This window comes from Sphingomonas ginkgonis, assembly GCF_003970925.1.
GTDB classification, from domain to species: Bacteria; Pseudomonadota; Alphaproteobacteria; order Sphingomonadales; family Sphingomonadaceae; genus Sphingomicrobium; species Sphingomicrobium ginkgonis.
On record NZ_RWJF01000001.1, the window covers coordinates 2,588,916 to 2,614,418 of the forward strand.

26 protein-coding genes are annotated in these 25,503 nt (G+C 70.9%); 4 read left to right on the plus strand and 22 right to left on the minus strand.

The features are described 5' to 3' along the window. Positions 1–37: 37 nt before the first annotated feature. The 15 genes from HMF7854_RS12455 to fliE are packed head-to-tail and all read right to left on the minus strand — an operon-like array spanning position 38 to position 11,646. Positions 38–1,171 (minus strand): EscU/YscU/HrcU family type III secretion system export apparatus switch protein, encoded by a 1,134-nt coding sequence (locus tag HMF7854_RS12455; protein WP_126719398.1) that lies wholly within the window; start codon positions 1,169–1,171, stop codon positions 38–40. Then, positions 1,161–1,940, minus strand: coding sequence for a flagellar biosynthetic protein FliR (gene fliR / locus HMF7854_RS12460; protein WP_126720212.1), 780 nt, complete (start codon positions 1,938–1,940; stop codon positions 1,161–1,163). Before fliR ends, HMF7854_RS12455 begins: the two co-directional genes overlap by 11 nt. Further along, positions 1,937–2,206, minus strand: coding sequence for a flagellar biosynthesis protein FliQ (fliQ, locus tag HMF7854_RS12465; RefSeq protein WP_126719400.1), 270 nt, complete (start codon positions 2,204–2,206; stop codon positions 1,937–1,939). Before fliQ ends, fliR begins: the two co-directional genes overlap by 4 nt. 2 nt (positions 2,207–2,208) lie before the next feature. Next, positions 2,209–2,877 (minus strand): flagellar type III secretion system pore protein FliP, encoded by a 669-nt coding sequence (gene fliP, locus HMF7854_RS12470; protein ID WP_126719403.1) that lies wholly within the window; start codon positions 2,875–2,877, stop codon positions 2,209–2,211. Next, positions 2,870–3,139 (minus strand): FliO/MopB family protein, encoded by a 270-nt coding sequence (locus tag HMF7854_RS12475; protein ID WP_126719405.1) that lies wholly within the window; start codon positions 3,137–3,139, stop codon positions 2,870–2,872. Before HMF7854_RS12475 ends, fliP begins: the two co-directional genes overlap by 8 nt. Position 3,140: 1 nt before the next feature. Further along, on the minus strand, positions 3,141–3,494 hold the full coding sequence (gene fliN / locus HMF7854_RS12480) for a flagellar motor switch protein FliN (protein ID WP_126719407.1): 354 nt from the start codon (positions 3,492–3,494) through the stop codon (positions 3,141–3,143). A 14-nt stretch (positions 3,495–3,508) separates the two neighbouring features. Next, a complete protein-coding gene (locus HMF7854_RS12485; protein ID WP_126719409.1) occupies positions 3,509–4,348 on the minus strand; it encodes a FliM/FliN family flagellar motor switch protein in 840 nt (279 codons plus the stop codon). After that, positions 4,345–4,959 carry a flagellar basal body-associated FliL family protein gene (locus tag HMF7854_RS12490; protein WP_126719411.1) on the minus strand — a complete coding sequence of 205 codons (615 nt, stop codon included), beginning with the start codon at positions 4,957–4,959 and terminating at the stop codon, positions 4,345–4,347. The genes HMF7854_RS12485 and HMF7854_RS12490 overlap by 4 nt, the downstream gene beginning before the upstream one ends. 17 nt (positions 4,960–4,976) lie before the next feature. Then, positions 4,977–6,305, minus strand: a complete 1,329-nt coding sequence (gene fliK / locus HMF7854_RS12495; protein ID WP_126719413.1) for a flagellar hook-length control protein FliK — start codon at positions 6,303–6,305, stop codon at positions 4,977–4,979. After that, positions 6,302–6,724, minus strand: coding sequence for a hypothetical protein (locus HMF7854_RS12500; RefSeq protein ID WP_126719415.1), 423 nt, complete (start codon positions 6,722–6,724; stop codon positions 6,302–6,304). Before HMF7854_RS12500 ends, fliK begins: the two co-directional genes overlap by 4 nt. Continuing rightward, positions 6,721–8,052 (minus strand): FliI/YscN family ATPase, encoded by a 1,332-nt coding sequence (locus HMF7854_RS12505; protein WP_420822365.1) that lies wholly within the window; start codon positions 8,050–8,052, stop codon positions 6,721–6,723. The genes HMF7854_RS12500 and HMF7854_RS12505 overlap by 4 nt, the downstream gene beginning before the upstream one ends. Then, positions 8,049–8,618, minus strand: a complete 570-nt coding sequence (locus HMF7854_RS12510; RefSeq protein WP_185829271.1) for a FliH/SctL family protein — start codon at positions 8,616–8,618, stop codon at positions 8,049–8,051. Before HMF7854_RS12510 ends, HMF7854_RS12505 begins: the two co-directional genes overlap by 4 nt. Further along, positions 8,611–9,651 carry a flagellar motor switch protein FliG gene (locus HMF7854_RS12515; RefSeq protein WP_126719418.1) on the minus strand — a complete coding sequence of 347 codons (1,041 nt, stop codon included), beginning with the start codon at positions 9,649–9,651 and terminating at the stop codon, positions 8,611–8,613. Before HMF7854_RS12515 ends, HMF7854_RS12510 begins: the two co-directional genes overlap by 8 nt. Next, positions 9,651–11,294, minus strand: a complete 1,644-nt coding sequence (gene fliF / locus HMF7854_RS12520) for a flagellar basal-body MS-ring/collar protein FliF (protein WP_239016975.1) — start codon at positions 11,292–11,294, stop codon at positions 9,651–9,653. The genes HMF7854_RS12515 and fliF overlap by 1 nt, the downstream gene beginning before the upstream one ends. Positions 11,295–11,298: 4 nt before the next feature. Then, positions 11,299–11,646 carry a flagellar hook-basal body complex protein FliE gene (gene fliE / locus HMF7854_RS12525; protein WP_126719420.1) on the minus strand — a complete coding sequence of 116 codons (348 nt, stop codon included), beginning with the start codon at positions 11,644–11,646 and terminating at the stop codon, positions 11,299–11,301. Between the two features lie 251 nt (positions 11,647–11,897). On the opposite strand from fliE, the gene HMF7854_RS12530 reads away from it, so the two are divergent. Continuing rightward, on the plus strand, positions 11,898–12,710 hold the full coding sequence (locus HMF7854_RS12530) for a flagellin N-terminal helical domain-containing protein (protein WP_126719421.1): 813 nt from the start codon (positions 11,898–11,900) through the stop codon (positions 12,708–12,710). Between the two features lie 72 nt (positions 12,711–12,782). On the opposite strand, the gene HMF7854_RS12535 is transcribed toward HMF7854_RS12530, so the two are convergent. Genes HMF7854_RS12535 through HMF7854_RS12545 form a run of 3 tightly spaced genes read right to left on the minus strand, consistent with a single transcriptional unit; the run spans position 12,783 to position 16,599 of the window. Then, positions 12,783–15,113, minus strand: a complete 2,331-nt coding sequence (locus HMF7854_RS12535; RefSeq protein WP_126719423.1) for a xanthine dehydrogenase family protein molybdopterin-binding subunit — start codon at positions 15,111–15,113, stop codon at positions 12,783–12,785. Beyond that, entirely contained in the window at positions 15,110–16,096 is a 987-nt protein-coding gene (locus tag HMF7854_RS12540) for an FAD binding domain-containing protein (RefSeq protein WP_126719425.1), read from the minus strand. Before HMF7854_RS12540 ends, HMF7854_RS12535 begins: the two co-directional genes overlap by 4 nt. Next, positions 16,093–16,599, minus strand: coding sequence for a 2Fe-2S iron-sulfur cluster-binding protein (locus tag HMF7854_RS12545; RefSeq protein WP_126719426.1), 507 nt, complete (start codon positions 16,597–16,599; stop codon positions 16,093–16,095). Before HMF7854_RS12545 ends, HMF7854_RS12540 begins: the two co-directional genes overlap by 4 nt. 335 nt (positions 16,600–16,934) lie before the next feature. Here HMF7854_RS12545 and HMF7854_RS12550 point away from each other — a divergent pair, with 335 nt between their 5' ends. Together HMF7854_RS12550 and HMF7854_RS12555 are read left to right on the plus strand one after the other, a co-directional pair. Continuing rightward, a complete protein-coding gene (locus tag HMF7854_RS12550; protein ID WP_126720215.1) occupies positions 16,935–18,431 on the plus strand; it encodes a CoA-acylating methylmalonate-semialdehyde dehydrogenase in 1,497 nt (498 codons plus the stop codon). A 226-nt stretch (positions 18,432–18,657) separates the two neighbouring features. Continuing rightward, positions 18,658–19,314, plus strand: a complete 657-nt coding sequence (locus HMF7854_RS12555) for a response regulator transcription factor (protein WP_239016976.1) — start codon at positions 18,658–18,660, stop codon at positions 19,312–19,314. Here HMF7854_RS12555 and HMF7854_RS12560 read toward each other — a convergent pair. Together HMF7854_RS12560 and HMF7854_RS12565 are read right to left on the minus strand one after the other, a co-directional pair. Next, complete coding sequence (locus HMF7854_RS12560; protein WP_185829272.1) at positions 19,311–21,629, minus strand: PAS domain-containing protein; 2,319 nt, start codon at positions 21,627–21,629, stop codon at positions 19,311–19,313. The genes HMF7854_RS12555 and HMF7854_RS12560 overlap by 4 nt on opposite strands. A gap of 87 nt (positions 21,630–21,716) precedes the next feature. Next, positions 21,717–22,460: a response regulator transcription factor gene (locus HMF7854_RS12565; RefSeq protein ID WP_126719430.1), complete on the minus strand. Its 744-nt coding sequence runs from the start codon at positions 22,458–22,460 to the stop codon at positions 21,717–21,719. 336 nt (positions 22,461–22,796) lie between these two features. On the opposite strand from HMF7854_RS12565, the gene HMF7854_RS12570 reads away from it, so the two are divergent. Then, on the plus strand, positions 22,797–23,579 hold the full coding sequence (locus HMF7854_RS12570; protein ID WP_126719432.1) for a sulfite exporter TauE/SafE family protein: 783 nt from the start codon (positions 22,797–22,799) through the stop codon (positions 23,577–23,579). Between the two features lie 7 nt (positions 23,580–23,586). On the opposite strand, the gene HMF7854_RS12575 is transcribed toward HMF7854_RS12570, so the two are convergent. Then, positions 23,587–24,900 carry a DNA-packaging protein gene (locus HMF7854_RS12575; RefSeq protein ID WP_239016977.1) on the minus strand — a complete coding sequence of 438 codons (1,314 nt, stop codon included), beginning with the start codon at positions 24,898–24,900 and terminating at the stop codon, positions 23,587–23,589. Between the two features lie 2 nt (positions 24,901–24,902). After that, complete coding sequence (locus tag HMF7854_RS12580; RefSeq protein ID WP_185829273.1) at positions 24,903–25,388, minus strand: hypothetical protein; 486 nt, start codon at positions 25,386–25,388, stop codon at positions 24,903–24,905. Positions 25,389–25,503 lie beyond the last annotated feature (115 nt).

The following is a 25,503-nucleotide window of genomic DNA, read 5'->3' on the forward strand; positions in this document are numbered from 1 at the left end:
TCCCTTCCCTCAGTGAAACGGCAGCGGCGGCGCTTTCTTAAGCGCCGAGCGGCCGGCCATTCTCGTCGAAGCGCCTGTTCTCGGGGACCAGCACCGAGGGCTGCTCGATGCCGTCGGCGAGCGACTGCTCGAGGCGGAAGACGAAGGCGAGCACGGTAGCGATTGCGAGGTAAAGGTCCTCCGCCACCACCTGTCCCGCGCGCGAGGTGAAGTAGATGGCGCGGGTGAGCTGCGGATATTCGAGGATGGGGACCGACCCGTCCTTGGCCAGCGAGCGGATTGCCAGCGCCGTCTCGCCCCGCCCGCGCGCGACGACCAGCGGCGCGGCATCCTTCGTCGGGTCGTAGCGCAGCGCGATTGCGAAATGGGTCGGGTTGGTCAGCACCACTGTCGCCTCGCGCACCGACTTGCGGGCCGATCCGCTCAGAACCTCGTGCTGGCGCTGGCGGACCATCCGCTTGAGTTCGGGCGAGCCTTCCGTCTGGCGGTGGTCCTCGCGGACCTCCTCCTTGGTCATCCGCAGCCGCCGGTTGCGCTGGAAGATTTCGGCCGGGACGTCGATCAGCGCGATCGCCAGCAGCCCGCCGGTGAGCGCCACCAGCGCGGTCCGGAACAGCAGTCCGATGCTCGCGGTCGAGCTGGCGATGTCGAGCGAGCCCAGACCGAACAGCGCGCGGACATGGTGGGCGATGAGCCAGTAGCCGATCCCGCCGAGCAGCCCGACCTTCGCCAGCGACTTGACCAGTTCGATCAGTCCCTGAGCGCTGAAGATCCGCTTCGCGCCCGCGAGCGGGTTGAGTCGGCTCGGCTTGAAGGCGAAGGCGCCGGCACGGAAGCCGAACGAGCCCATCAGCAGCGGCCCGGCCGCGGCGGCCGCCAGGCACAGCGCGAACAGGGCCGCGAGCGGAAGCGCGACCGGCACCAGCAGCCCGGCCAGCGAGCGAGCGGGATCGAAGTCGAGCAGCTCGGCCCGGCGGAAAGTAAGGCCGCGGGTCAAGAGGTCGCGGCAGCCGCCGACGAACAGCGGCCCCGCCAGCCACGCCCAGCCGGCACCGGCGGCGACCACCAGCGCGGTACCCAGCTCCTTGGACTTAAGGAGGTCGCCCTGCTTGACCGCCTCCTGCTTGCGCCGGGGGGTTGCGGCCTCGGTCTTCTCGCCCTCACCCGCCATGAGCGATCCGGGCGGCCTCGGCGAGCCCCTGGTTGACCGCGGCGAGCGTCGCGTCGGCCATCAGCGGCGCGGTCATCGCGAGCAGGATCATGCCGGCGACCATCGCCGCGGGCATGCCGACGCTGAACAGGTTGAGCGACGGTGCCGAGCGGCCGAGGATCCCCATGATCAGCTGGACCAGCACCAGCGCGGCGGTGACGGGGAGCGCGATCGTCAGCCCGGCGGCGAAGATCAGCCCGCCCAGGTTCGAAAGGCCGCCGAGCAGCTGCAGCGGCACCGGGCCGCCGGGCGGAAAGGCGGCGTAGCTCTCGATCACGATGCGAGCGAACAGCAGGTGCCCGTCGCTGGCCAGGAAGAGGAAGGTCGCGACCAGCGTCAGCAGGTGGCCGATCGCCGAGCTCGATTGCCCGCTCATCGGGTTGACCATCGAGGCGAAGCCGATCCCCATCGCATTGCTGATCGCCTCGCCCGCCACCAGCGCGGCGGCGAAGCCGAGCTGCACCGCGAAGCCCATCCCCAGCCCGATCACGATCTCGCCCAGCGCGAGGAACAGGCCGGGGAGCGACAGCAGCCCCTCCGCCGGCAGGTGCAGCCCGGACAGCTGCACCGCGGGGATTCCGATCGCCAGCGAGATCACCAGCCGCAGCTGCATCGGCACTTGCGGCGATCCCGTCAGCGGCGCCGCGAAGAAGGCCGCGCCGGGCCTCAGCATCGCCACCAGCCACAGCAGCAGCTGCGGCTCGAGCGCCGCGAACGATGCCGGCATCAGCGCGCCACGTCGGGGATCCGGGCGAACATCTCCCGCGTGAAGTCGGTCAGAAGCACCATGATGCTGCCTCCGAACAGCGCGAGGCAGACCGCAACGACGATCAGCTTGGGAATGAAGCTCAGCGTCTGCTCGTTGATCGACGTCGCGGCCTGGACCATGCCGAGCAGCACGCCGGCGACCAGCGCCGGGATGAGGATCGGCGCGCTCGCCAGCGCGAGGATCCATAGCGCGTGCTGGGCGATCCCGATATATTCGTCCGCGCCCATGGTCAGCTTCCTGCGAAGGAGGCCGCGAGCGACCCCATGGTCAGCGCCCAGCCGTCGACCAGGACGAACAGCAGCAGCTTGAACGGCATCGACACGATGGTCGGGGAGAGCATCATCATGCCCAGCGACATCAGCGCCGAGGCGACGATCAGGTCGATGATCAGGAACGGCAGGAAGATGAGGAAGCCGATCTGGAACGCCGTCTTGAGCTCGCTGGTCGCATAGGCCGGAAGCAGGATCGAGAAGGGCACGTCGGCCGGCGCGTTGAACTTGGGCGCCTTGGCGATGTCGGCGAACATCGCGAGGTCGGCCTTGCGGGTCTGCGCCATCATGAAGGCGTGCAGCGGCACCCCGGCGCGCTGGATCGCCGCGTCGACCGCGATCTCCTTGCGGCTGTAGGGCTCGACCGCGGTCTTGTTGATGGTCGAGAGCACCGGCTGCATCACGAACAGGGTCAGGAACAGGCTGAGGCCGACCAGCACCTGATTGGGCGGGGTCTGCTGCAGCCCGAGCGCTTGGCGAAGGATCGACAGGACGATGATGATCCGCGTGAAGCTGGTCATCATCAGCACCAGCGACGGCAGCACCGTCAGCAGGCTCATCAGCAACAGGAGCTGCAGCGGAAGCGCCAGCCCCTGGCTCCCGGCGGCGCCGTTCAGAAGCTCACCCATCGATGAATTCCGCGCGCGCTTCCGTCAGCAGCGTGACCTGCCCGCGAGTGACCGCGACGAGCAGCTCGCGGTCGTCGAAGCTGACTACCGCTAGCTTGCTCCCGGTGCCCAGCGGGACCGCGTCGATCAGCCGCACCGGGCGCTCCTGGACTCGGCCGACCGGCAGGCCGAGCTGGACCCGCTTCCACAGCCACAGGCTTGCCCAGGCCAGTCCGCCGACCAGCGGCAGGAGGATTACCAGCTTCAGAAAATAGATACCCATGTCAGGCGGCGCGCCGGTCCGGGGTGCCGCGATCGGCCGAGCGGCGGTCCGCGCCGCTCCGCGCATCGACGATCTCGGCGATCCGGATGCCGTAGCGCCCGTCCACCGCAACCACCTCGCCGCGCGCGATCAGCTTGCCGTTGGCGAGGATGTCGAGCAGCGCGTCGGCCTCGCGGTCGAGCTCGACCACGCTGCCCTTGGTCAGCCCGAGCAGATCGGTCAGCGTCAGCGAGGCCGATCCGACCTCGACGGTGATGCGCAGGCTGACGTCCGCCAGCAATTCGAAATTCTGCTCGCGGGCACCCGCCTGCGGCTCGAGGTCGGTCGTGCCCGGCACGATCGTGACGTCGCTCATGTCCTGGTCCTTGTTCAGAATTGGTCGATGCAGATGGCGGCGCGGTCATTCGACTCCCCCGCGCTGCCGCGGGCGAGGCGAAGGCCTACGACCTCGAGGTCGATCTGCGCGGGAAGGCTGACCGGGATGATGTCGCCCGGCTTGAGGCTCATCAGCCGAGTCAGCGCCAGCTCGGGACGGGCGAAGACGGCACGGACGCTGAACGGCACGGCGAGCGCCCGCTCGGTCAGGCGGGCCTGCCACTCGGCGTCGCCGTCGCTCTCCCCGGCATCGGCGCCCGCCACCGACGGTAGCGCCGCGAGCAGCGCCAGAGGATAGTGTAGCGCCAGCTCGACACTCGCGCCCTCGCCCCAGCCGATGGTGAAGGCCTGCACCGCCGCGGGTCCGTCGCTCGCCGCGCCCGTCTCGTCGAGCGCCGCGCCCGTCAGTCCCAGCGGCAGCCACGCGGCGGGCAACAGCTCGGCAAGCGCCGCAGCGATTCGAGTGACGAAGCGGTTCTCGGCCGCCGACAGCTGGTCGCGGCCCGCGTCGGACTCGCCGTCGCCGCCATAGTGGAGGTCGACCAGCCGGACGACCGTCCCGCGCGCCAGCGCGATCGCGATCGTCCCGCCGAGCGCGTCGACCCGGACGTGCCGGAGCACCGCGTCGGCATCGACGCGGCCGCCCTCGCTGCGCAGCGGAGCGGCGGTGACAGTGGCCGAAGTCCCGATCAGCCCGCCGAACAGCTCAGCAAGACCGCGTGTCAGCCGCTCGCCGACCCGGTCGAGCCCGGCATGACCCGCTTCAGGCGCCGCGGGCGCGCTGCGGATCAGGCTGGCGGGAACGACGGTCCGGTGCGCGGCGACGAGGCTCACTGGATCACCAGGCTGGTAAAGTAGACATTGTCGATGCCGCCGAACCCTTCCTTGTCGCGCAGCACCTTGTTGGTCGACTGGGTCAGCTCGCGCTGCAGCGCCTGCTTGCCGCGTCCGGTGGCGAGCACATTGGGGTCCTGCTCGGCGAGCACCATCAACGCGGCGGAGCGGATCGCCACCGTCTGGCGCTTCAGGTTCTCGACCACGCGATGGTCGTAGTAGGTGGCGAAGCTCAGCCCGACCTGGATGATCCCGCCGTTGGCGAGGTTGGCGGTGAACGGCTGCTCTAGCGGAACGTAGGTCACGTCATATTTGCGCGGATCGACCGGCACATTGTCGCTGGTGACCGAGACGGTGCCGATCTTGGGCGCGGGTTCCTTGCTCTCACCGCCCTCGCCTTCCGAGCTGGCCTCGGGCACGTCGCCGCGAACCACCAGCTTGGGCCGGTTCGGGTCCTCGGCCGGTCCCGCGGGCGACATCAGGCGCGAGGCATAGACCCCCGCTCCCGCGCCGCCGCCGAGCAGCACGAACGCACCGCCGCCGATCAGCAGCATCTTCATCTTGCCGCGCTTCTTGGGCGGGGTCGTCTCGGGGGTCTTCTTGCTGGACATGGTGGCTTCCTTGGCAGTCAGGCGTAGCGGCCGGCGGGCCGCTGCTGGTCGGTGTCGCGCTCGGGGTTGGCGCCGGGCACGGCGACCTCGATGCGGACGGGCGGCGGCGAAGCGGCGCGCTCCTGGCGCTGCCGGTCGGTCCCTCCCTGCTCGAGCATCACCGAGGTCGCGGCGACCTTGAGGCCGCTCGCGCGCAGGTCGTCGCCGAGCTGCTGCTGCGCCTGGGCAACGGTCGAATGGCTCTGCGCCGTCTCGGTCTTGATGCTGACCGACATGCCGGCCTCGCCCGCGTGCAGCCGCACCTCGAGCGGGCCGAGCTGATCGGCGGCGAGGCGGAACGCGGCCCGGCCGCTCGCGCCCGAAATCTCGGCGATGTCGCGCACCAGAGCGTCGAGCTGGTGGAGCGCGGTGCCGTTCTCGGCGAGCGCCTTGTCGACCTGGACGGGCAGCGGCACCGCGGCGGGCGCCGCGACCTTGTCCGCCGCCGGCGCCGGCACCGGCGCGTCGGGCGGGAGCAGCGGCGCGAGATCGGTCGCGGGCAGCAGGTGCGATAGCGGGTGGCTGCCGAGCGGGGCAACGGCACCTTTCTCCTCGCCGCCGGCCGCGTCCGAGGTCGCGCGCGCCGGTCGGGCGGTCGGCAGCATGGCCGACGCCTGCTGGGCAGCCATCGCCGGCAGCGTGGGCGCGGTCGCGATCGGCGTGGAGCCAGGAGCTGGCGCCTCGGCAGTCGGCGAAGCCGCGGGAGTGGGTTTCGGCGATGCGGCGAACGCCCCCACCGCAGCCAGCGTCTGCTGGAGCGTCAGCAATGCCGCCGGGCTTGGCTGCGCGGCCGCCGAAGCTTCTTCGTCGGAGCGGGAGACGGCCGAGCGGGCGAGGCGGACAGGCCGGCTCGCTGCGAGGGTGAAGCTCGTCCGTCCCCTGATCGCCACCAGTGCCGCTCCGGCAGGTGCGCTCGCATCGGGGTTGCTCGGAGCACCAGACTGTTCGACTGGCTGCCGCAACGCCTCTGGGGTGACCGGAGCGCCGGCAACCGGGGCGGCGGTCACGGCCGGCTGACCGGTTGCGGTCGCAACAGAAGCCGTGGCTTCCGGGAAGGTCGCGGCCGCTGCCGCAGCGTCGACGGGCGCGGCCGCGTTGATCGCCGGGCTCGCCGCGTCCGGCGCAGCCGCCGCCACGGTCGCTACCATGTCGCCAAGCACGGGCGCAGGCGCGCCGGCCTGGGTGGCCGCAGGCGCGACCGCCGACAGCAGCGCCGAGAAGTCGACGCCCGAAGCCGCCGCGCCGCCGGCAGAACCGGTCGCGACGGTCGCCGGGTCCAGCGCGCTCGTCGCCGCAAGCGAGATCATGCGCGCCTCCGCTTGACGAACCTGGCAGGACGGTCGGCGTCGGCACGCAGCGCCGCCGCGCTCTCCTCGCCCGCCGCGGCCTTGTCGCGCAGCCGCTCGGCCCCATCCTCGCGGGTGCGCGCCGCCAGCCGCGCCGCGGCGGCCTGCTCGTGGTGCGCCTCGGCGTCTCGTATCGGGTGGCTGAGCTCGCGCTCGGCCCGGACCAGCCGCGCCTTCATCTCGGCCATCGCGCGGAGCGACTGGCCGCTGCTCGTCCCCACCACCGGGTCGAGCCCGGCACGCAGGTCCTCAAGCCGCCGCGCGACCCCGAGCAGCTCGGCGATCCGGCGCTCGGCGGCAAGCTGCCGGACGGTGGCGACCCGATGCTCGACTGCGCGGACCCGGAGCACCCTGGCGCAGCGCTGCGACAGCCGGCTCATGCGCCGAACCCATTGACCAGCGCGGCACGCGCGGCGTCCAGCGTCGCTCGCTCGGCGGGGCTCTGGCGGAGGAAGCCGAGCATCGCCTCGCGCCGCGCGATCGCCTCGTCGAGCACCGGGTCGTTGCCAGGCGCGTAAGCACCCATCAGCAGCAGGTCGCGGTTCTCCTCGTAGCTCGACCAGAGGCGGCGGAAGCGGACCGCGGCGACCAGGTGGGCGGTGTCGGTCACATCGGGCATGGTGCGCGACAGCGAGCGGGCGATGTCGATTGCCGGGAACACGCCCTGCTCGGCCAGCGCACGCGACAGGATGATGTGCCCGTCGACGATCGCCCGAGCGGCGTCCACCACCGGGTCCTCGGTATCGCCGCCGTCGGCCAGTACCGTGTAGACCGCCGTGATCGAGCCCCCGCTCTCGCGGTCGGCGCCCGCGCGCTCGACCAGCCGCGGGATCAGCCCCAGCGCCGAGGGCGGATAGCCCTTCATGGTCGGCGGCTCGCCCAGCCCCAGCCCGATCTCGCGCTGCGCATGGGCGACGCGGGTCAGGCTGTCGAGCAGCAGGAAGACGCGCTTGCCCTCCGACCGGAACTGCTCGGCGATGGCGGTCGCGCGCATCGCCGCGCGAATGCGGAGCAGCGGCGAATGATCGGCGGGAACCGCGACGACCACGCTCCGCTCGCGCAGCGCGCCGTTGATCTTGGTTTCGACGAAGTCGCTGACCTCGCGGCTGCGCTCGCCGATCAGCCCGACGACAACCACGTCGGCGTCGACCCCGGCGAGCATCTGCCCCATCAGCACCGACTTGCCGACGCCCGACCCGGCGATGATCGCCACACGCTGGCCCACCCCGACGGTCAGCAGCGCGTTGACGGCGCGGACGCCGACATCGAGCGGGCGGGTGACCCGGCTGCGGATCAGCGGATTGACCCGGCGACCGGCGAGCGGCCAGCTCGAGCGGCTGACGATCGGCCCGCGGCCGTCGAGCGGGTGGCCGTGCGCGTCGATGATCCGGCCGAGCAGCGCCGGTCCGCACTGGGCCTGTCCGCCGTGGCCGTCGGGCTCGACCCGGCTGCCGGCGGAAACCGGCGCGTCTGTGTCGAACGGGAGGATCAGGCTGCGCTCGCCATGGAAGCCGACGACCTCGCCGCGCAGCAGGCTCTGGCCCGCGCCGCGGACCAGCACCGCGGTCCCGAGCGGATGCGCGAAGCCCTCCGCCTCGAGCATCGATCCTTCGTGCGCGACCAGCCGGCCGACGCGCCGCGGCGGCACCGCGAAGAGGGTCGCGGGATCGAGCACGGTGCGTGCCGACTGGACCAGGCGGCCGCTCACAGCCCGCGCTCCTTGAGGCCCAGTTCCTCGGTCAGCGCGTCGAGCATCACATCGGTACCGTCCTCGACCCAACCGGTCGCGGTCTCGATCCGCAGCGAGCCGGGCGCGATCTCGGGATCGGCGAGGATCGGCAGCGGAAAGGCCGCGGCGTCGATCAGCGGAACGTCGTCGGGATGGAGGAAAAGCGTCCGCGCCTGGTCGGCGGCGGCGATAGCGGCGGCCGCGCGCTCGGCCCGCGCCAGCAGCGTGACGGGATCAACGGCGACCTCGCCGACAATCTTGCGGACCAGCCGCTCGACCGTTTCCGCGATCAGCACTGCCAGTCCTTCGCTCGGCTCGGGCTGGAAGGCCTCGCAGGCGGCGAGCAGCGCGCGGGTGCGGAGTCGCTCGACCGCGAAGCGCTGCTCCGCCTCGCGCGCACCCTCGGCATAGCCGCGCGCGAACGCGTCCGCCGCCGGCTCGACCGGCTCGGGAACGATGATCGGCTGGAGCCCCGGCCGCCACGACGGGCGGAAGCCGCCGATCGGCCGCGCATCGGCCAGCCGGATGGTGGTCATGTCAGACATAGTCATCCTCTCCGCCGCCCATCTGGATCTCGCCCGCATCCGCGAGCTTGCGCGCGGTCAGCAGGATGCTGCGCTGCGCTTCCTCGACCTCGGCACGCTTGACCGGCTGGCTTTCCGCCATCTCGTCGCGGATCGTCTGCGCCGCGCGGGTCGACATGCAGCCGAGCATCTGCTCGAGCAGCGCCGGGGAGGCGCCGCGCAGCGCAAGGCTGAGCACCGGCCCGTCGATCGCCCGAAGCACCGCGCCGAGGCTCTTGCCATCGAGCGCCGCGAGATCGTCGAACACCAGCATCTCGCGCTCGATCGCGCTGCCCAGCGTCTCGTCGCTCTGCTTGATCGAATCGATCAGCTTCTGCCCGTCCGCCTTGCGCATCCGGTTGACGATTTGCGCCGCCTCCGACGTGCCGCCGAGCTTCAGGCCCGGGCTCGTCGTTCCGCCCTGCGCATAGTCGGCGAGCGCGATCTCAAGGTCCTCGATCGCCTCGCGGCGGACCTTGGTCAGCCGCGCGGCGCGGGCGAGCAGATCGGCCTGGACCGACCCGTCGAACTCGGCGAGCGCCTTGGCCGCAGTTTCGGGGGTCAGCACCGCGATCACCAGCGCACCGACCTGGGCATGCTCGCGGCGGAGAATGGTGGCGATCGTCTCGACCTCCATCCAGCGCAGCCGCTCGAGCGTGGCGGCGCTGCTGCGCGGCGCGATCTGGGTCAGGATATTGTCGGCACGGACGTTGCCGAGCGCATGGGTCAGCACCGAGCGGACCCGCGGCTCGACCCCGACGGCCAATGACGACACCGAGCGACAGCGCTCGACGAACAGGTCGAGCGCGGCCTCGACGGTCGCCTCGTCGGCGCTCGACACCTTGAACATGCTCTCGCCAATGCGCCGCACGCTGGCGGGATCGAGCGTCTTGACGATCTCGCCCGCGTCCTCCTCCGACAACAGCATCAGCAGGATGGCGGCAGCGGTGGCGCCGTCGACCTCGGGGCGACCAGCCTGCTCGGGGTCGCGCTCGATCAGCGTCTCGGCGCTCATCAGCGAGTCTCGACCATCTGCTTGACGACCAGCGAGGCCTTCTCGCGGTCCTGCCGGACGAAGTTGCGGACGAGGTCGGCGCGCGCCTCGTAGCTGGGCGCGGTCTCGATCATGTCGAGCGTCACCGGCGGCGGGGGCAGCGTGGCGCCGGCAGCGCCGGTCAGCGCGGCGGTTTCGGCAGCGTCCCCGGCAGCCGCCTTCTTGTCACCCTTCAGCGCCTTCATCAGCGGCCGCCCGACGAACAGGAAGGCGAGCAGTGCGGCGAGCAGCGCTCCGAGCTGGCGGGCCAGCGGCATGAACCAGGGCTTGTCCCAGAAGCTGGTGGCGGTGACCTCGACGGGCGCGAACGGCCGCGAGGTCACGACGACGATGTCGCCGCGGCCCTGGTCGAACCCGACCGCGCCCTTCACCAGCCCCTCGATCGCGGCGACGTCCGCCGGCGAGCGCTTCTTGCCCGTCTCGTTGATCGCCACCGCGACGCTGATCCGGTGCAGCCGACCCTCGGGATTGTGGGTGACCGAGATTTCCCGGCCCACGTCGAAGCTGCGCGAATAGGTCTCGGTCGAGTCCCCATCCGCCTTGGCGGCGGGCGCCGCCGGCGTCTGCGCGGGGGCCTGGCTGGCGAGCTGGGTCGGCGGCGGCGGCTGGTTCGACAGCGCGCCGGGAATGCCGACCGCCGGCGCGTTGGTGGTCGCGCTGGTCGTCTTGTTCCCCTCCTCGCTGCGCAGCGCGCGGTCGTTCTGGGGGTAGCTCTCGCGGGTCGACTGGCTCTCCGACGGGTCGATATCGGCATGTACCTCGGCGGTGAAGTTGCCGTCGCCGAGCATCGGCGTCAGCAGCGTCGTCAGGGCCTGACGGAAGCGGTTCTCGGCCTGAAGCTGGAGCTGGAAATTCTTGTCGTCCGCCGAGGCGCCCTGCCCCGACAGCAGTGCGCCCGACTGGTCGACCACCGACACCTGGTCGGCGGCAAGCCCGCTGACCGAGGAGGCAACCAGCTGCTGGATCGCGCGGACCTGCGCTTCCGACAGGGCGCGGCCGCTCTGAATCGTCAGCATGACCGAAGCCGCCGGCGGCCGCTGGTCGCGGACGAACGGGCTGGGGTCGGGCATGGCGAGGTGGACCTTGGCGGTCTTGACGCTGTCGATCGCCTCGATCGTGCGGGCAAGGTCGGTCTCGTGCGCGGAGCGCAAAGTCTCGCCCTCGACCGCACGGCTCGAGCCGAGCGGCAGGTTGGCGATCAGTGCGTCGCCGGCCGGGGCGGCCTTGGGCAGCCCCTGCCCCGCCAGCAGGATGCGCGCGCGCTGCAGGTCGCCGTCGCCGACTTGGACCGCGCCGCTGTCCGGGTTGAGCGTATAGCTGATGCCCGACGCCTGGAGTGCGGTGACCACCGCCGACTTGTCGGCGTCGCTCAGCCCCTCGAACAGGCTGCGCTGCGGCGGGGTCTGGAACGACCACCAGGCGAGCGCGGCGAGGCCGAGCGCGCCGGCGGTGCCGATCGCCGGCAGGCTGCGCCTCACCGCGGGTTGCTCGGCGAGCGCGCGTAGTGGCCCGGTGAGCGCGGTCATGGGCGAACCCGCGAGCCGGATCGGCTTGGCGGGAATGGTGATGGCGGTCGCTTCGGCGACGAGTTCCTGGCCGGCCATCGGGTCAGACCGGCATGTTCATGATGTCGCGGTAGGCGGACAGGAGCTTGTTACGCACCTGCAGCGTGGCCTCGAAGCCGAGCGAGGCCTTCTGCCGCTCGACCATCACCTGAACGATGTCGCTGGTGTCGCCGCGCTCGTAGGACTCGGACAGCGCGCTGGCCTTGGACTGCTGGTCGTTGACCGCGCTCACCGCGTCCATCAGCGTCTTGCCGAACGAGCTCTCGCCCGGAGCAGCGGCCGCACCCGCGCCGCCGACACCGTCGTGCCCAGCGGCGCGCTGCAGCGCCTGGTTCTGGTTGAGGATGGCCGACCGCATCTGCAGCAGCCGTCCTGGTTCGATCGCCGTCATGTGCCCCCAATGGCTCCTTCGCGTGGGCCCGGGCGGGCCGCGGCTTGGTTAATGCAATGGGCGTGCCACTCCGGCTTTGCGGCGGTTTCCCGGCTTTCCTGCGCGGGCATGGGCGGCGGCGGGAGCGGCGGCAGTCGACATTCCGACGGGCCCGCTAAAGCTTTCGCGCCGGCCGCCGTTTCCTTGGCTGTGCCGCCCCGCAACCGCCGGGCAGCCGCACCGGCAAACCGCCACCAAGGGGACTAGAAGCCATGACCGTGATCAACACCAACGTCTCGGCGCTGCGCGCCCAGAACAGCTCGCGCCTCGCCAACAAGTCGCTGGGCGAAGCGATGGACCGCCTGTCGAGCGGCAAGCGCATCAACAGCGCCAAGGACGACGCCGCCGGCCTCGCCATCGCCACCCGCATGGACGCCAAGGTGCGTGGCCTCAACCAGGCCGTCCGCAACGCCAACGACGGCATCTCGCTGGCGCAGACCGCCGAGGGCGCGATGGGCGAAGTCTCCAACATCCTGGTCCGGATGCGCGAGCTGTCGGTGCAGGCCGCCAACGGCACCGCCGCCACCTCCGACCGCACCGCGATCCAGACCGAGGTCACCCAGCTGGTCGGCCAGATCGACGACATCGCCGGCCGCACCGACTTCAACGGCACCAACCTGTTTGACGCCGCGACCACCTTCAAGATCCAGACCGGCGTGAACAGCGGCGAGACCGTCGACATCACCTTCGCCAGCATGAACTCGACCGGCCTTGGCCTCGGCGCGGTGGACATGTCGACCGCCGCCGGCGCATCGACCGCGATGGGCCTCATCAGCACCGCGATTGACACGGTCGCGACGCAGCGCGCCAACGCCGGCGCCTCGCAGAGCCGGCTCGACGCGACCGTCAATAATCTGACGTCGACCGCCACCAATCTGACGGAAGCCAAGTCGCGCATCGAGGACACCGACTTCTCGGCGGAGTCGACCAAGCTCGCCTCGGCGCAGATCCTCTCGCAGGCCTCGACGGCGATGCTGGCCCAGGCCAACCAGAGCCAGCAGGGCGTGATGAACCTGCTCCGCTAAGAGGCGGCGCAGCGACCGGAGGGGCGGTCCCGGCAACCACGCCGGGGCCGCCTCTCGGTGTTGCCGCGACCGCTAGAGCAGCTTGTCGAGCGTGATCGGCAAGTCGCGGATCCGCTTGCCGGTCGCGTTGAAGATGGCGTTGGCGACCGCCGCGCCGACCCCGGTGATCCCGATCTCCCCGACCCCGCGCGCGCCCATTGGTGCATGCGGGTCGGCGATCCCGGTCCAGATCACCTCGATCTCCGGCACGTCCATGTGCACCGGCACATGATATTCAGCGAGGCTCGGGTTCATGATCCGCCCGTTGCGCTCGTCGACCTGGGTCTCCTCCATCAGCGCGAGCCCGAGCCCCATGATGATCCCGCCGCGAAACTGGCTCCCGGCGGTCTTGGGATTGAGGATCCGACCGCAGTCGAACGAGCCGAGGAAGCGGCTGACCCGCACCTCCCCGGTCACCGCATTGACCCGCACCTCGCAGAACATCGCCGCGTGCGAGTGCATCGACCAGTGCATCGTCTCGAGCGGCGGCGGCGCTTCCGCCTCGACCGACAGTTCGGCCCGCTGGGCTCGCGCGAGGATGTCGGCGTAGCGCTCGTGCCGCGTGGGATCCTCGAGGCTGGCGAGGCCGCCGTCGAACCCGCCGACCTCCTCGACCGACAAGCCCGCCAGCGGCGAGCTGTTGCCGGCGAGCTTGAGCAGTTCCTTGACCAGCTCGCGGTGCGCGGCGACCACTGCGGCGCCGATCGCCGCGGTCTGCTGCGACCCGCCGGCCAGCACCGTCCCGGGAAGGCTGCTGTCGCCGTAGCGAAACTCGACCTGCTCCATCGCCAGCCCGAGCCGGTCGGCGGCGACCTGGGTCTGCGCGGTGGCGGTGCCCATCCCCATGTCGTGCGCGGCGATGTCGACCTGCGCGCTGTTGTCGGCCTTGAGCGTGATCCGGGCCGCGCCGCCGGGCATCCGGTAATAGGGATAGGTCCCGGTCGCGACGCCCATGCCGACCAGCCATTCGCCCTCGCGCCGGCTGCCCGGCGCCTGCCGCTTCGACCAGCCGAACTTCTCCGCCCCGGCGCGATACGCCTCCTCGATGTGGCGGGCCGAGAAGGGCGCGCCGGTCGACGGGTCCTTGTCGGGCTCGTTGACCAGCCGCAGCTCGACCGGATCCGTGTCCATCGCGGTCGCCAGCTCGTCGATCGCGCTCTCCAGCGCGAAGGTCCCGACCGCCTCGCCCGGCGCGCGCATGAAGGTGTTGGCGAGCAGGTCCATCTTCACGACGTCGATGTTGAGCAGCACGTTCTCCGCCGCATAGGCGCTGCGCGCGGGCAGGATGAACGGCTCGGGCATCTCGTTGTGCGGAGTCATCGCGGTCAGCCCGGTGTGGATGAGCGCGGTGAACCGTCCGCCCTCTGCCGCGCCGAGCGCGACCCGCTGCTCGGTTACCGTCCGGCCGCCGACGATCCGGTACACGCCCTCGCGCGACAGGGTCAGCCGGACCGGCCGGCCCGCCAGCTTGGCCGCCGCCGCCGCGAGCACCTGGTGCCACCACAGGCACTTGCCGCCGAAGCCGCCGCCGACGAACGGCGAGGTGACGTGCACCTGCCCCTCGTCCAGCCCGAACACCTGCGCCAGCGACCAGGCGGTGTGCGCCACCAGCTGCGAGGCATCGTGGACCCGCAGCCGCTCGCCTTCCCACGCGACAGTCACGGCATGAAGCTCGATCGCGTTGTGGCTATGCCGCGGCGTCGAATAGCATTGGTCGACCTTGAACCGCGCCGCCGCCAGCGCGTCCTCGGCATGGCCGACCTCGGCGCGAAGCGGCTGGCCCATGAACATCGCCGGCTCGCTGCCGTTGGCCTTCGCCGCCGCGAGCGAGGTGACCGCTACGTCCTCCTCGTAGCGCACCAGGATCAGCGCCTTGGCATGGTCCGCCTGCTCCTGGCTGTCCGCCAGCACCAGCGCGACCGGCTGCCCGTTCCACCAGATCGCGTCGTCCTGCAGGATCGGCAGGTCGATCCCGCCCGCCGCCTTGGCCGAGCTCATGAACAGCGGCATCTTGGCGAGCCGCGGCGCATTGCGGTGGGTCATGACGAGGTGAACGCCCTCGGCGGCCTCCGCCTCCCCGGTGTGGATCTCGGCGATCCGGCCCTTGGCCACCGTGCTGAACAGCACCGCGGCGTAGAGCAGCCCGTCGAGCGGGAACTCGGCCGCATAGCGCGCCCCGCCGCGAACCTTGAGCGGCCCGTCGAGGCGGGACACGGGCTGGCCGACATGGCCGTGCTGCTCGCGGATCAGCGGGTCGGGCCGCCCGCCCGGCATCCAGCCGTCGGGCGCCAGCTGGATCGCCTTCTGCATCGCGCCCTGGACGGCGCCCTGCACCGCCTGCTTGCCCTTTTCGACGATGCTCATGCCTCGACTCCCGCCAGCTCGCCGAGCACCGCGGCGATGGTCCGCTTGGCCAGCTCGATCTTGAATCCATTGTCGCGGAGCGGCACCGCGTCCGCGAGCTCCGCCTCCGCCGCCGCGCGGAACGTCTCCGCGGTTGCCGGCCGCCCGCGCAGCGCGCCCTCAGCCAGTTGCGCTCGCCAGGGCTTGTGCGCGACTCCGCCGAGCGCGAGCCGCGCATCGGCGATCTCGCCGCTGCTCACCTCCAGCACCGCCGCCACCGACACCAGCGCGAAGGCGTAGCTCGCCCGGTCGCGCACCTTGCGGTAGGTCGAGCGTGCCGCCGCGGAGAGCGCCGGCAGCTCGATCGCGGTGACCAGCTCGCCCGGCTCCAGCACCGTCTCCACCTCGGGATGCTCGCCCGGCAGATGGTGGAAGTCGGTCAGCGCCACGCTCCGCGACCCCTGCGCCGACTGGAGGTGCACCGTCGCGTCGAGCGCGGCGAGCGCGACGCACATGTCCGACGGGTGCGTCGCGACGCAGGCCGGCGAGGCGCCGAGGATCGCATGATTGCGGTTGAACCCATGGATCGCATCGCAGCCCTGCCCCGGCTGGCGCTTGTTGCAGCGGCTACCATCGGTGTCGTAGAAATAGGTGCAGCGCGTCCGCTGCAGCAGGTTGCCGCCGACCGTCGCCATGTTGCGGATTTGCGCGCTCGCCCCGGCGAGCAGCGCGCGCGCCAGCACCGGAAAGCGCTCGCGCACTGCGCGGTGCCCGGCGAGGCTCGAGTTGCGCACCGCCGCGCCGATCATCAGCCCGCCGCCGTCAGTCTCCTCGATCGCGTCCGACAGGCCGGTCACGTCGACCAGTCCGCGCGGATGCTCGACCGTCTCGCGCATGAGATCGACGAGGTTGGTCCCGCCGCCCAGATATTTGATCGCCGGAGCGCTCGCCAGCCGAAGCGCGTCGCCCTCGTCGACGGCGCGGGCGAAGGTGAAGGGGGTCATCGCGCCGCCTCCCCATAGGTCTCGAGGATGGCTTCGACGATCCCGTTGTGCGCGCCGCAGCGGCACAGGTTGCCGCTCATTCGCTCGCGTAGCTCCTCGCGGTCGAGCGCGAACTCCTGCGCCATCAGGTCGCCGCTGACATGGCTCGGCAACCCGCGCTCCAGCTCCGCCGCCATGCCAATCGCCGAGCAGATCTGCCCGGGGGTGCAATAGCCGCACTGGAAGCCGTCATGCTCGACAAACGCCGCCTGCAGCGGGTGCAGCGCACCGTCTTCCGCCAGCCCCTCCACGGTGGTCACCGCGCGCCCGTCATACTGGACCGCGAGCGCGAGGCACGACAGGATCCGCTCGCCGTCGACCAGCACGGTGCAGGCGCCGCACGCGCCCTGGTTGCAGCCCTTCTTGGTCCCGAACAGGTGAAGCTGCTCGCGGACGAGGTCGAGCAGCGACGTGCGGGCATCGTCCGGGACTTGGACCGGCGAACCGTTTATCTGGATCGGCATGGGCGCCCTTTCGGCAAGGCTGTTCGAGATCCCGGCGAGTCGACGCCGGGCCTCGCTTCCAACGCCCTTTCTTAAGCCATGATCCGCCCTCGGCAAGCGGCCGGTCGACCGCCTGTCTCGCCCGGCCCCGCAGGGCAGGATCAGTGTGGTGGCAGCTGAGCCGATGACATGGCCGCAGAGCCGGCGGCTCAGCCGCTGCTCCCCCGCGCCGCGCTGTCGTGAAGCGAGGCCAGATCGGCTCGCCCGATCACCCGGCTGAACCCTTCCCTCTTGCGCCCGTTGGTGGCCGCGCCCATGCGCAGCCGCAATCATCCAAACTGAAGGGCATGACCATGCTGCGTAGCATCGACCATTTCATCGGCGGCTCGTCGTTCGCGTCCGGCGACCGGCAGGGCGAGGTGTTCAATCCTTCCCAAGGCGAGATCCAGGCGACCGTCCGCCTCGGCACAACCGCCGACCTCCAGAAGGCGATCGACGCCGCCAAGGCCGCGCAGCCCGCCTGGGCCGCGACCAACCCCCAGCGCCGCGCCCGCGTCATGTTCAACTACAAGGCGCTGGTCGAAGCCAATATGGAGGAGCTCGCCGAGCTGCTCGCGTCCGAGCATGGCAAGGTCATCGCCGACGCGAAGGGCGACATCCAGCGCGGGCTCGAGGTGATCGAGTTCGCCTGCGGCATCCCCCACGCTCTGAAGGGCGAATATACCCAGGGCGCCGGCCCGGGCATCGACGTCTACTCGATGCGTCAGCCGCTCGGCATCGGCGCCGGGATCACCCCGTTCAACTTTCCCGCCATGATCCCGATGTGGATGTTCGGAGTCGCCATCGCCTGCGGCAACGCCTTCATCCTCAAGCCCTCGGAGCGCGATCCGTCGGTGCCGGTCCGCCTCGCCGAGCTGATGAAGGAAGCCGGCCTTCCCGACGGCATCCTCAACGTCGTCCACGGCGACAAGGAGATGGTCGACGCCATCCTCGACCATCCGGACATCGCCGCGATCAGCTTTGTCGGCTCCTCCGACATCGCCCAGTACATCTTTTCGCGCGGCACCGCGCTCAACAAGCGGGTGCAGGCGTTCGGCGGGGCCAAGAACCACGGCATCGTCATGCCCGATGCCGACCTCGACCAGGTCGTCAACGACCTCTCCGGCGCCGCCTTCGGCTCGGCCGGCGAACGCTGCATGGCGCTTCCGGTCGTGGTCCCGGTCGGCGACAAGACCGCGGACGCGCTTCGCGAAAAGCTCATTCCCGCGATCAACGCGCTCAAGGTCGGCGTCTCGACCGACCCCGAGGCGCACTACGGCCCGGTCGTCAACGAGGCCCACAAGCAGCGCGTCGAACAGTGGATCCAGACCTGCGCCGACGAGGGCGGCGAGCTGGTCGTCGACGGCCGCGGCTTCACGCTCCAGGGGCACGAGAAGGGCTTCTTCGTCGGCCCGACCTTCTTCGACCATGTGAAGCCGACTTTCCGCTCCTACCAGGAGGAGATCTTCGGCCCCGTGCTGCAAATGGTCCGGGCGCAGAGCTTCGAGGAGGCGGTCCGTCTCCCCTCCGAGCACCAGTATGGCAACGGCGTCGCCATCTTCACCCGCAACGGCCACGCCGCGCGCGAGTTCGCGGCGCGGGTCAATGTCGGCATGGTCGGGATCAATGTGCCGATCCCTGTTCCGGTCGCCTACCACACCTTCGGTGGCTGGAAACGCTCGGGCTTCGGCGACCTCGACCAGCACGGCCCGGAGGGCGTCAAGTTCTGGACCAAGGTCAAGAAGATCACCCAGCGCTGGCCCGACGGCTCGGCCGGCGGCGAGAACGCCTTCGTCATTCCGACCATGGGCTGACGCGCTGCGGGGCGGCCGCCGAGGCCCGGCCGCCCTGCCGCACGCCCTCGACAAGCCGCCCTACAGTTCTCATGTCCGACAATTACGACGAGATGTCGCTCACTGATGAAATCGTAGTGCTTGATCGATGATGTTCATACCGTGAGTAGATTAGGTCGGTTACTTGCAACTTATCTATGTTAGTCCTATACTTACGGATAGGCTCAGTTGATGGTGGCGGTCGGCCGTGAACAGTCTGGCGGGTGAGAGTTCAGCGACTTGGATCTATGTCGTTGATGATGATGAGGATTTTCGAGACTCACTGATCGCCCTGATCGTCTCGCGCGACTACCAGGGCGACGGTTTCGCTTCCGCCGCGGCCTTCGTCGCCGCCGAACCGTCGCTTCACCCGGGCGTCCTCCTGCTCGACCTCCGCATGCCGATGCGCGGCGGCCTCGACCTGCTCGAGAGCGGCGACATCCCGCTCGACCGCTTCGCGGTCATCGTTCTCACCGGCCATGGCGACGTCAACAATGCGGTGCGCTCGCTCAAGGCCGGCGCGGTCGACTTCATCGAGAAGCCGTTCGCCTCCGACGCGCTGCTGGATGCGATCGGCACCGCCCAGTCGCTCCTCGGCAATCGCCGCGCCGCCGACGAGACCCGCCGTCGCGCCGAGCTCCAGATCAAGCGCCTCTCCCCGCGCGAGCGCGACGTGCTGAAGCAGCTCGCCGCGGGCGAGAGCAATAAGCGGATCGCGGCCAACCTCGGGCTCAGCCCGCGCACGGTCGAGATGCACCGCGCCAACATGATGGACAAGCTGAACGTCCGCTCGGCATCCGAGGCGGTGCACATCGCGGTGGTGGCCGGGATCCTCGGCGATCCCGGTCGCGACGAACTCGGCTAGTCCGCCGCCCCGTCCGCCCGCGGCGGCGCGGCCGCCGGCAGGCTGATCACGAAGCAGGCTCCGCCATCACCCGGTTCCTCGACGCTGATCCGGCCGTCGTGCGCCTCGATGATCGTCCGGCACAGCGACAGGCCCAGCCCCATTCCCCTCGACGAATCCGAGCGAAACGGTTCGAACAGATGCTCGACCGCGTCGTCGCTCAGCCCCGGCCCGTTGTCGGAGAAGCGCAGCACGACGTTGGCTCCGCGGGTCGCCAGCGCGATCCGGATCTCGCCGTCGGCGCGCTCGCGCAGCGCCTCGGCCGAGTTGCGGATGAGGTTGGCGAGCACCTGGCCGAGCTGGGTCCGGTCCGCCATCACGAACAGGGGCCGCGTATCGACCTTGAACTGCAGCGCGCTCCCCCACGGGTGCAGCCGCGCGTCCGCCACCGCGTCCAGCGCGATGTCGGTCAAGTTCTCGCGCGTTCGGACGACCTCGCCTTCCATGGTGAAGCCACGGATCCGGCGGATGATCTCGCCCGCCTTCTGGCAGCTCCGGCTCGCCTTCTCGACATAGCCGGCAAGCGCCGCTGCCTGCTCGTCCGCCAGCCGTTCCAGCCCCCGTTCGACCACCGCGAGATAGTTGGCGCAGGCGGCGAGCGGCTGGTTGATCTCGTGCGCCAGGGTCGAGGCCATTGCCCCCATCGCGCTCAGCCGCGAGATGCGCAGCAGGTCGGACTGCGCCCGCGCCGCCTCCGACTGCGCCAGCTTGCGATCCGACTGGTCGAGGAACAGCGCCGCGAACTGTCCCGGCTGGGTGCGATAGGCGCGAACCTCGAACCAGCGCTTGCTGCCCGGCAGGTGCAGCTCGAAATTCTCCGGCTGGTCCGCGAAGGCGGCGCGGCACAGCCGCCGGATCCACGGCACCCCTTCATCCTCCCACAGCTCGCTGATCCGCCGCCCCGCCAGCTCGCCGCCTTCCATGCCGAACTGCCGGACCCACTCGGGGTTGGCGGAACGAATGACGAAGTCGCCCGCGCCGCTCTCGCCGCCGATCACCTCGCCCGACAAAAACCCCTCATAAAGCGACTCGAACAGGTCGCGCAGCCGCTGCTCGCTGACCAGCAGCCGCTCCTGGTCGGTCCGCTCGGCGGTGATGTCGCGGACGATGCCGACGCTGCGCACCGCGCGCCGATCCTCGCCCTCGCCGGCGAAGAAGGTCTTGGATTCGTGGTGGACCCACATCAGCCGGCCGTCCGCCCGGCGGTAGCGATGGTCATCGAACGACAGGCCCGATCCGCCCGGCTGCCGCGCCGCGCCGATCGCGGCGAGGAACTTGGCGCGGTCGCGCTCGTCGACCGAGGCGGCATATTCCTCCAGCGACACTTCCTCCCGCTGCAACCCGAGCAGGTCGCGGGCCTCGCGCGAGACGAACAGCGCACCGGTCTCGAGGTCGCGGTCGAACACCCCCATCCGCGCCACGCCCAGCGCCTGCTGGAGGATTTCCTCGTGCACCCGCAGCGCGTCCTCGCGGCGGCTCTGCTCGCTGACGTCGGTGCAGCTCCCGAACCAGCGGATGACTTGTCCGCCATGGTCGCGGATCGGGATGCCGCGGGTCAGGAAGGGGCGGAAGCTCCCGTCCGCCCCGCGCAGCGGGAAGGTCATATCGAACGGTTCGCCATGTTCGAGCGAATAGATCCAGCGCTGCTTCACCAGCGGCAGGAAGTCCGGATGATGCGCCGCTTCCCAGCCCCAGCCCTCGAGCTCCTCGGGGGTGAAGCCGGTATATTCGTACCAGCGCCGGTTGTACCAGAAGACATGCCCGTCGCCCTCGGCCATCCACACCAGCGCCGGCATGTTGTCGGCCAGGCCATAGACCTCGTCGCGTTTGCGGCTGATCACCGCCTCGCGGCGCTGGCGCTCGCTGTCGTCGAACAGCAGCCCGACCATTGCGGATGCCTCTCCGCCAGCGCCGGGCTCGACGGCGCCGCCGTCGCGGACATGGGCGTAGCTGCCGTCGCGCCGGACCAGCCGATATTCGCACTGCCACGCAGCATCGGCTTCGGCGAGCGCCGCCGCCAGCGTATCCAGCACGCGCTCGCGGTCGTCGGGATGGAGCCGCTCGCGCCACCAGCCCGCGGTATCGGTCCCGTCCGGCGGCTCGCTGCCGATGATCGCGGCGAGTCCCGGGCCCCAGCTCAGCCGGCCGCTCGCCGGCTCCCGCCGCCAGAACACGCCGCCGCTGGCGCTCACGGCCCGCTGCAGTAGCGCCGCATCGGGCCTCACTGCTCCGTCCGTTCCGCCGGACGCCTGTGCCGAGGCGCTGATTGTCGCCACGCCCACCTCGCCTTCACCTGGTCGCGCCGCCCGCCGGCGGCCTCCGCCGTGAGGCTACACCATCTCCCCGTGCCCGCGAAGGCTCGCTCAGATGAGGCCCAGTTGCTGGCCGATCAGCACCGCATGGGTGCGGTTGCGGGCATCGAGCTTGCGGCACAGGTTCTTGACGTGGAGCTTGGCGGTCACCTCCTGGAGACCGAGCCGCTCGGCGATCTCGCGGTTGGTCAGCCCACCGTTCAGCAGGCCCAGCACCTGCTCCTCGCGCCGGCTGAGCGCCACCCCCGGCTCGACCGGCGCGCGTTCCGGCTTCCATTCCGGGTCCGGGGTGAAGCGCGCGCCGCCGATCATCGTCCGGATCGCCGCCACCAGTTCGCGCGCGGCGAGCGTCTTGGGGATGAACCCGGCGGCGCCTCGCTCCAGCGCGCGCTCGCCGAGCATGGGGTTGAGCGCGCCCGACATCACCGCCACCGGAGTTCCCGGGCTCGCCGCGAGCATCGCGCCCAGCCCGTCGAAGCCGTTCATTCCCGGCATCGAATAGTCGAGCAGGACGAGGTCGAACCGCCCGCCCGCTCGCGCCATGCGCAACGCAGAGCCGAGGTCCGCCGCCTCGCTCACCCGGAACTCGCCGTCGCTGTTGAGAAAGGCCGCGAGCGAGTCCCGCAGCAGGTCATGATCGTCGGCGATCAGGACATGGACGCCGCCGCGCTCGCCGGGCTGCCCGTCGGTTGCGTGGCCCGCCCCTGCGCTCTGCTGCAGCTTTGCCCGCGGCTCACGGGCGAAATGCTGGTCGTCGTCCGAACCGGCGTGCCATCGAGGCCTGGCTTGTTCCATCGACCCTTGCGCTCGGAAGAACCCTGCGGGGGTCGGCCAGCCGGGCGAGCGAACTCGCCACGGCGGCCTCCCTGCGCCCCCTGCAGAGTGTTGGTCCGGCACGGCTGGCAGATGCCCCTCCCGTATGCTGTTCGCATCCCTCATCTGCCGGCCGTGCCGTGTCGTCGCGTAACGATGACGCCTTCCTAGCCGATCGAACTCCGGCGGCTAACCTCGGAATAATGCGGGGTTTCATTCCTCGCGGGCCCTGCTCGCATCCGGTCTCGAGGTGCGATCGCGCTTGCGTCTCGCCGCCGCCCACCGCAGAGCGCTTTGCCAGCACGGGGGGCGGCCGGATTGAGCGACTTCAACCCACTTTATTCGCTGGCCGGCTTCCTGGTCGGCGCGCTGGTCGGGCTGACCGGAGTCGGCGGGGGATCGCTGATGACCCCGCTGCTCGTCCTCCTGTTCGGCTTCCACCCGGCCACCGCGGTCGGCACCGACCTCCTCTACGCCTCCGTGACCAAGAGCGTCGGGACGGCGGTCCATGGCCGCCGCAAGACGGTCGACTGGCGGCTGGTCGGCCTGCTCGCCAGCGGCAGCGTGCCCGCCTCGCTCGTCACCCTCCTCGCCCTCTCCCGCTACGGCAAGCTCGACAGCCACTTCTCGGCGCTCCTCGGCTACACGCTGGGCACCGCGCTGGTGCTGACCGGGATCGCCGTGCTGTTCCAGCTCCGGATCGTGCGCTGGGCCCGCCCCGCCTTCGAGCGCGCCGACGAACGCCAGATCGCCATGCTGACGGTGGCGCTCGGAGTCGTGCTCGGCGTGCTCGTCTCGCTGACCTCGGTCGGCGCCGGCGCGCTCGGCGTCACCGCGCTGCTGATCCTCTACCCGCACCTGCCCGTCGCGCGGATCGCCGGGAGCGACATCGCCCATGCCGTCCCGCTCACCCTCATCGCCGGGCTCGGCCATGTCTGGCTCGGCGACGTCGATTTCTCGCTGATGCTGAACCTGCTGTCGGGATCGATCCCGGGGATCATCCTCGGCAGCCTGTTCGGCAGCCGCTCGCCCGATCATGTCCTCCGCCCGATTCTCGCGGTCACCCTGCTGATCGTGGGCGGCCGGCTCCTGCTCGCCTGACCGCCGCTCAGACCCGCCCGACTACCGGTCCTTCGCCGCTGCGCAGCATCAGTTCGGCCAGTGCCCAGACCATCGCGTCGGCATGGTCCGGGCTGCGACCCGGCCCGCAATAGGCCTGCCCCGGAAGCATGCCGACCAGCTCGTCCTCCAGCGCGTCGAACCGCCCCGCGAGCCGAACCTGTCCGCGCTCGAACAGGTGCGAGATCGGCTCGGCGCGCTTGCCCTTGGCCTCGGTCGCGTGGCGCAGCTTCACCGGCAGCGCCGGGTCGTCGAGCCGAAGCACGGTCATCACCATCGCCCCGCCCTGGTTCGCCTCGGCGATCACTCGGTCGGCCTGCCAACGACTCGCCGCCTCGCACACCCGGCGCCCCCAACCGTTCGGGCTCAGCCCGGCGACGCTGGCGTCCTCGAGCACCCAGCCGGTCCCCTCGCGGTCCAGCCCGCAGACGAGGATCCCGCACGCGTCGCCCTCGACGCCTGCGGGAGGATCGACCCCGACCACCACCCGCCTCAGCGCTTCGCGCGGCGGCGGCGCCCGGCGGCTCGCCTCGATCAGCGCGCGGCTCCACAGCGCGCCCTCGGCCTCTTCGCTGTAAACGCCCTCCAGCTCCTGCCGGCCCAGGCTGGTCCCGCCGTACAGCCGCTCCACCTCGGCGGTGAAGGCCTTCGACAGGTTGCGGTTCTGTGCCGTCTTGCCCTGGCTGAGCATGGTTCCCGGCTCGTCCAGGATCGACCGGATCAGCCGGATCGGCCGCGGTGTGGTGGTGATCACCAGCTGCGGCCGCTCGCCCAGCCGCAGCCCGAGCCGCAGATTGTCGTAGCTCGCCCGGTGCTGCTTCCACTTCGCCAGTTCGTCGCACCAGGCGAAGTGGAACTGCGGCCCGCGCAGCCGCTCCGGCCGCTCGCCCGAGAAGACATTGGCCCGCGCCCCGCTCGCGAAGATGAGCTCGCCGCGGTTCGGGAACCAGCGCGTCGGCTCGGCCGGGCGGGCAGTGGCGAGCAGCCCGCTCTCCCCCTCGACCATCACCTGCGCCGCTTCGCACGCCGACCCGCCGACCAGCGCGATCCGCGCCTCGGGGTGAAGCCGTGCCCGCGCGTGCACCCACTCCGCGCCCGCCCGCGTCTTGCCGAACCCGCGCCCGGCCAGGATCAGCCAGCGCGACCAGTCGCCCTTCGGCTCGCGCTGGCCGCGATGCGCCTGCCACGACCAGTCGGCGAGCAGCCCCTCGAGCACCTCCTTCGGCAGCATGGCGATGAGCTTCGCCAGCCGCGCGGGGTCGAGCAGCGCCATCGCGCGAAGCCATCCCGGCACCCGCGCCACGCTCAGGCGTCCCCCTCCTCGATCCGCACCCGCAGTACCTTGAGTGCGCGGGTGACCGCGGCCGCGACCTCGGCGAAGCTGCGCTCCCGTCGCTCGCCCGCGCCGCGCCCGGTCCGCTCGCCGAAGTGGCGATGCGCCTTGAGCAGCTTGAAGGCGAGTTCGCGGTCGAGCGGCGCCGGCTTGCCCGCCGCCGCCGACCCGTCGCCGTCGGCCGGCTCGATCACCTCGGGCGCGCTCTCTGCCAGCAGCCGCAGCTCGACCCGATCGTAGCCAAGCTCGACCGCCTTGCGCCAATGCTCGCGGAACCAGCTGTCGCTATCCCGCTTGCGATAGACGGCGCTGTAGCAGATGCCGGCTGCGCGCGCCGAGGCCTTCACGTTGCAGGTCGCCGCCAGGTGCGCGAGAAAGTCGCGCTGCCGCTCCCGCCCGAACCGCGCCGGAACACCTCTATTCTCTACCAGCTGGCGCCCCCCGCCCTCACGTGGCACCACGCGAACCTCGCGCGGCTCGCTCGCCGGCGCTCCGGTCCTACCCGCGGACCTTCCCGCTCGAGGCGCCTTGCTCCCAGCCCGCGACTTGCGTCCCGCCGCCGCCTTGCCCCCG

Excerpts from the sequence above, each read along its gene's own strand:
- HMF7854_RS12455 (WP_126719398.1), bottom strand. The coding sequence starts at position 1,171 with ATGGCGGGTGAGGGCGAGAAGACCGAGGCCGCAACCCCCCGGCGCAAG.
- fliQ (WP_126719400.1), bottom strand. The coding sequence starts at position 2,206 with ATGGGCGCGGACGAATATATCGGGATCGCCCAGCACGCGCTATGGATC.
- fliP (WP_126719403.1), bottom strand. The coding sequence starts at position 2,877 with ATGGGTGAGCTTCTGAACGGCGCCGCCGGGAGCCAGGGGCTGGCGCTT.
- HMF7854_RS12475 (WP_126719405.1), bottom strand. The coding sequence starts at position 3,139 with ATGGGTATCTATTTTCTGAAGCTGGTAATCCTCCTGCCGCTGGTCGGC.
- fliN (WP_126719407.1), bottom strand. The coding sequence starts at position 3,494 with ATGAGCGACGTCACGATCGTGCCGGGCACGACCGACCTCGAGCCGCAG.
- HMF7854_RS12490 (WP_126719411.1), bottom strand. The coding sequence starts at position 4,959 with ATGTCCAGCAAGAAGACCCCCGAGACGACCCCGCCCAAGAAGCGCGGC.
- fliK (WP_126719413.1), bottom strand. The coding sequence starts at position 6,305 with ATGATCTCGCTTGCGGCGACGAGCGCGCTGGACCCGGCGACCGTCGCG.
- HMF7854_RS12500 (WP_126719415.1), bottom strand. The coding sequence starts at position 6,724 with ATGAGCCGGCTGTCGCAGCGCTGCGCCAGGGTGCTCCGGGTCCGCGCA.
- HMF7854_RS12510 (WP_185829271.1), bottom strand. The coding sequence starts at position 8,618 with ATGTCTGACATGACCACCATCCGGCTGGCCGATGCGCGGCCGATCGGC.
- HMF7854_RS12515 (WP_126719418.1), bottom strand. The coding sequence starts at position 9,651 with ATGAGCGCCGAGACGCTGATCGAGCGCGACCCCGAGCAGGCTGGTCGC.
- fliF (WP_239016975.1), bottom strand. The coding sequence starts at position 11,294 with ATGGCCGGCCAGGAACTCGTCGCCGAAGCGACCGCCATCACCATTCCC.
- fliE (WP_126719420.1), bottom strand. The coding sequence starts at position 11,646 with ATGACGGCGATCGAACCAGGACGGCTGCTGCAGATGCGGTCGGCCATC.
- HMF7854_RS12530 (WP_126719421.1), top strand. The coding sequence starts at position 11,898 with ATGACCGTGATCAACACCAACGTCTCGGCGCTGCGCGCCCAGAACAGC.
- HMF7854_RS12535 (WP_126719423.1), bottom strand. The coding sequence starts at position 15,113 with ATGAGCATCGTCGAAAAGGGCAAGCAGGCGGTGCAGGGCGCCGTCCAG.
- HMF7854_RS12540 (WP_126719425.1), bottom strand. The coding sequence starts at position 16,096 with ATGACCCCCTTCACCTTCGCCCGCGCCGTCGACGAGGGCGACGCGCTT.
- HMF7854_RS12545 (WP_126719426.1), bottom strand. The coding sequence starts at position 16,599 with ATGCCGATCCAGATAAACGGTTCGCCGGTCCAAGTCCCGGACGATGCC.
- HMF7854_RS12565 (WP_126719430.1), bottom strand. The coding sequence starts at position 22,460 with ATGGAACAAGCCAGGCCTCGATGGCACGCCGGTTCGGACGACGACCAG.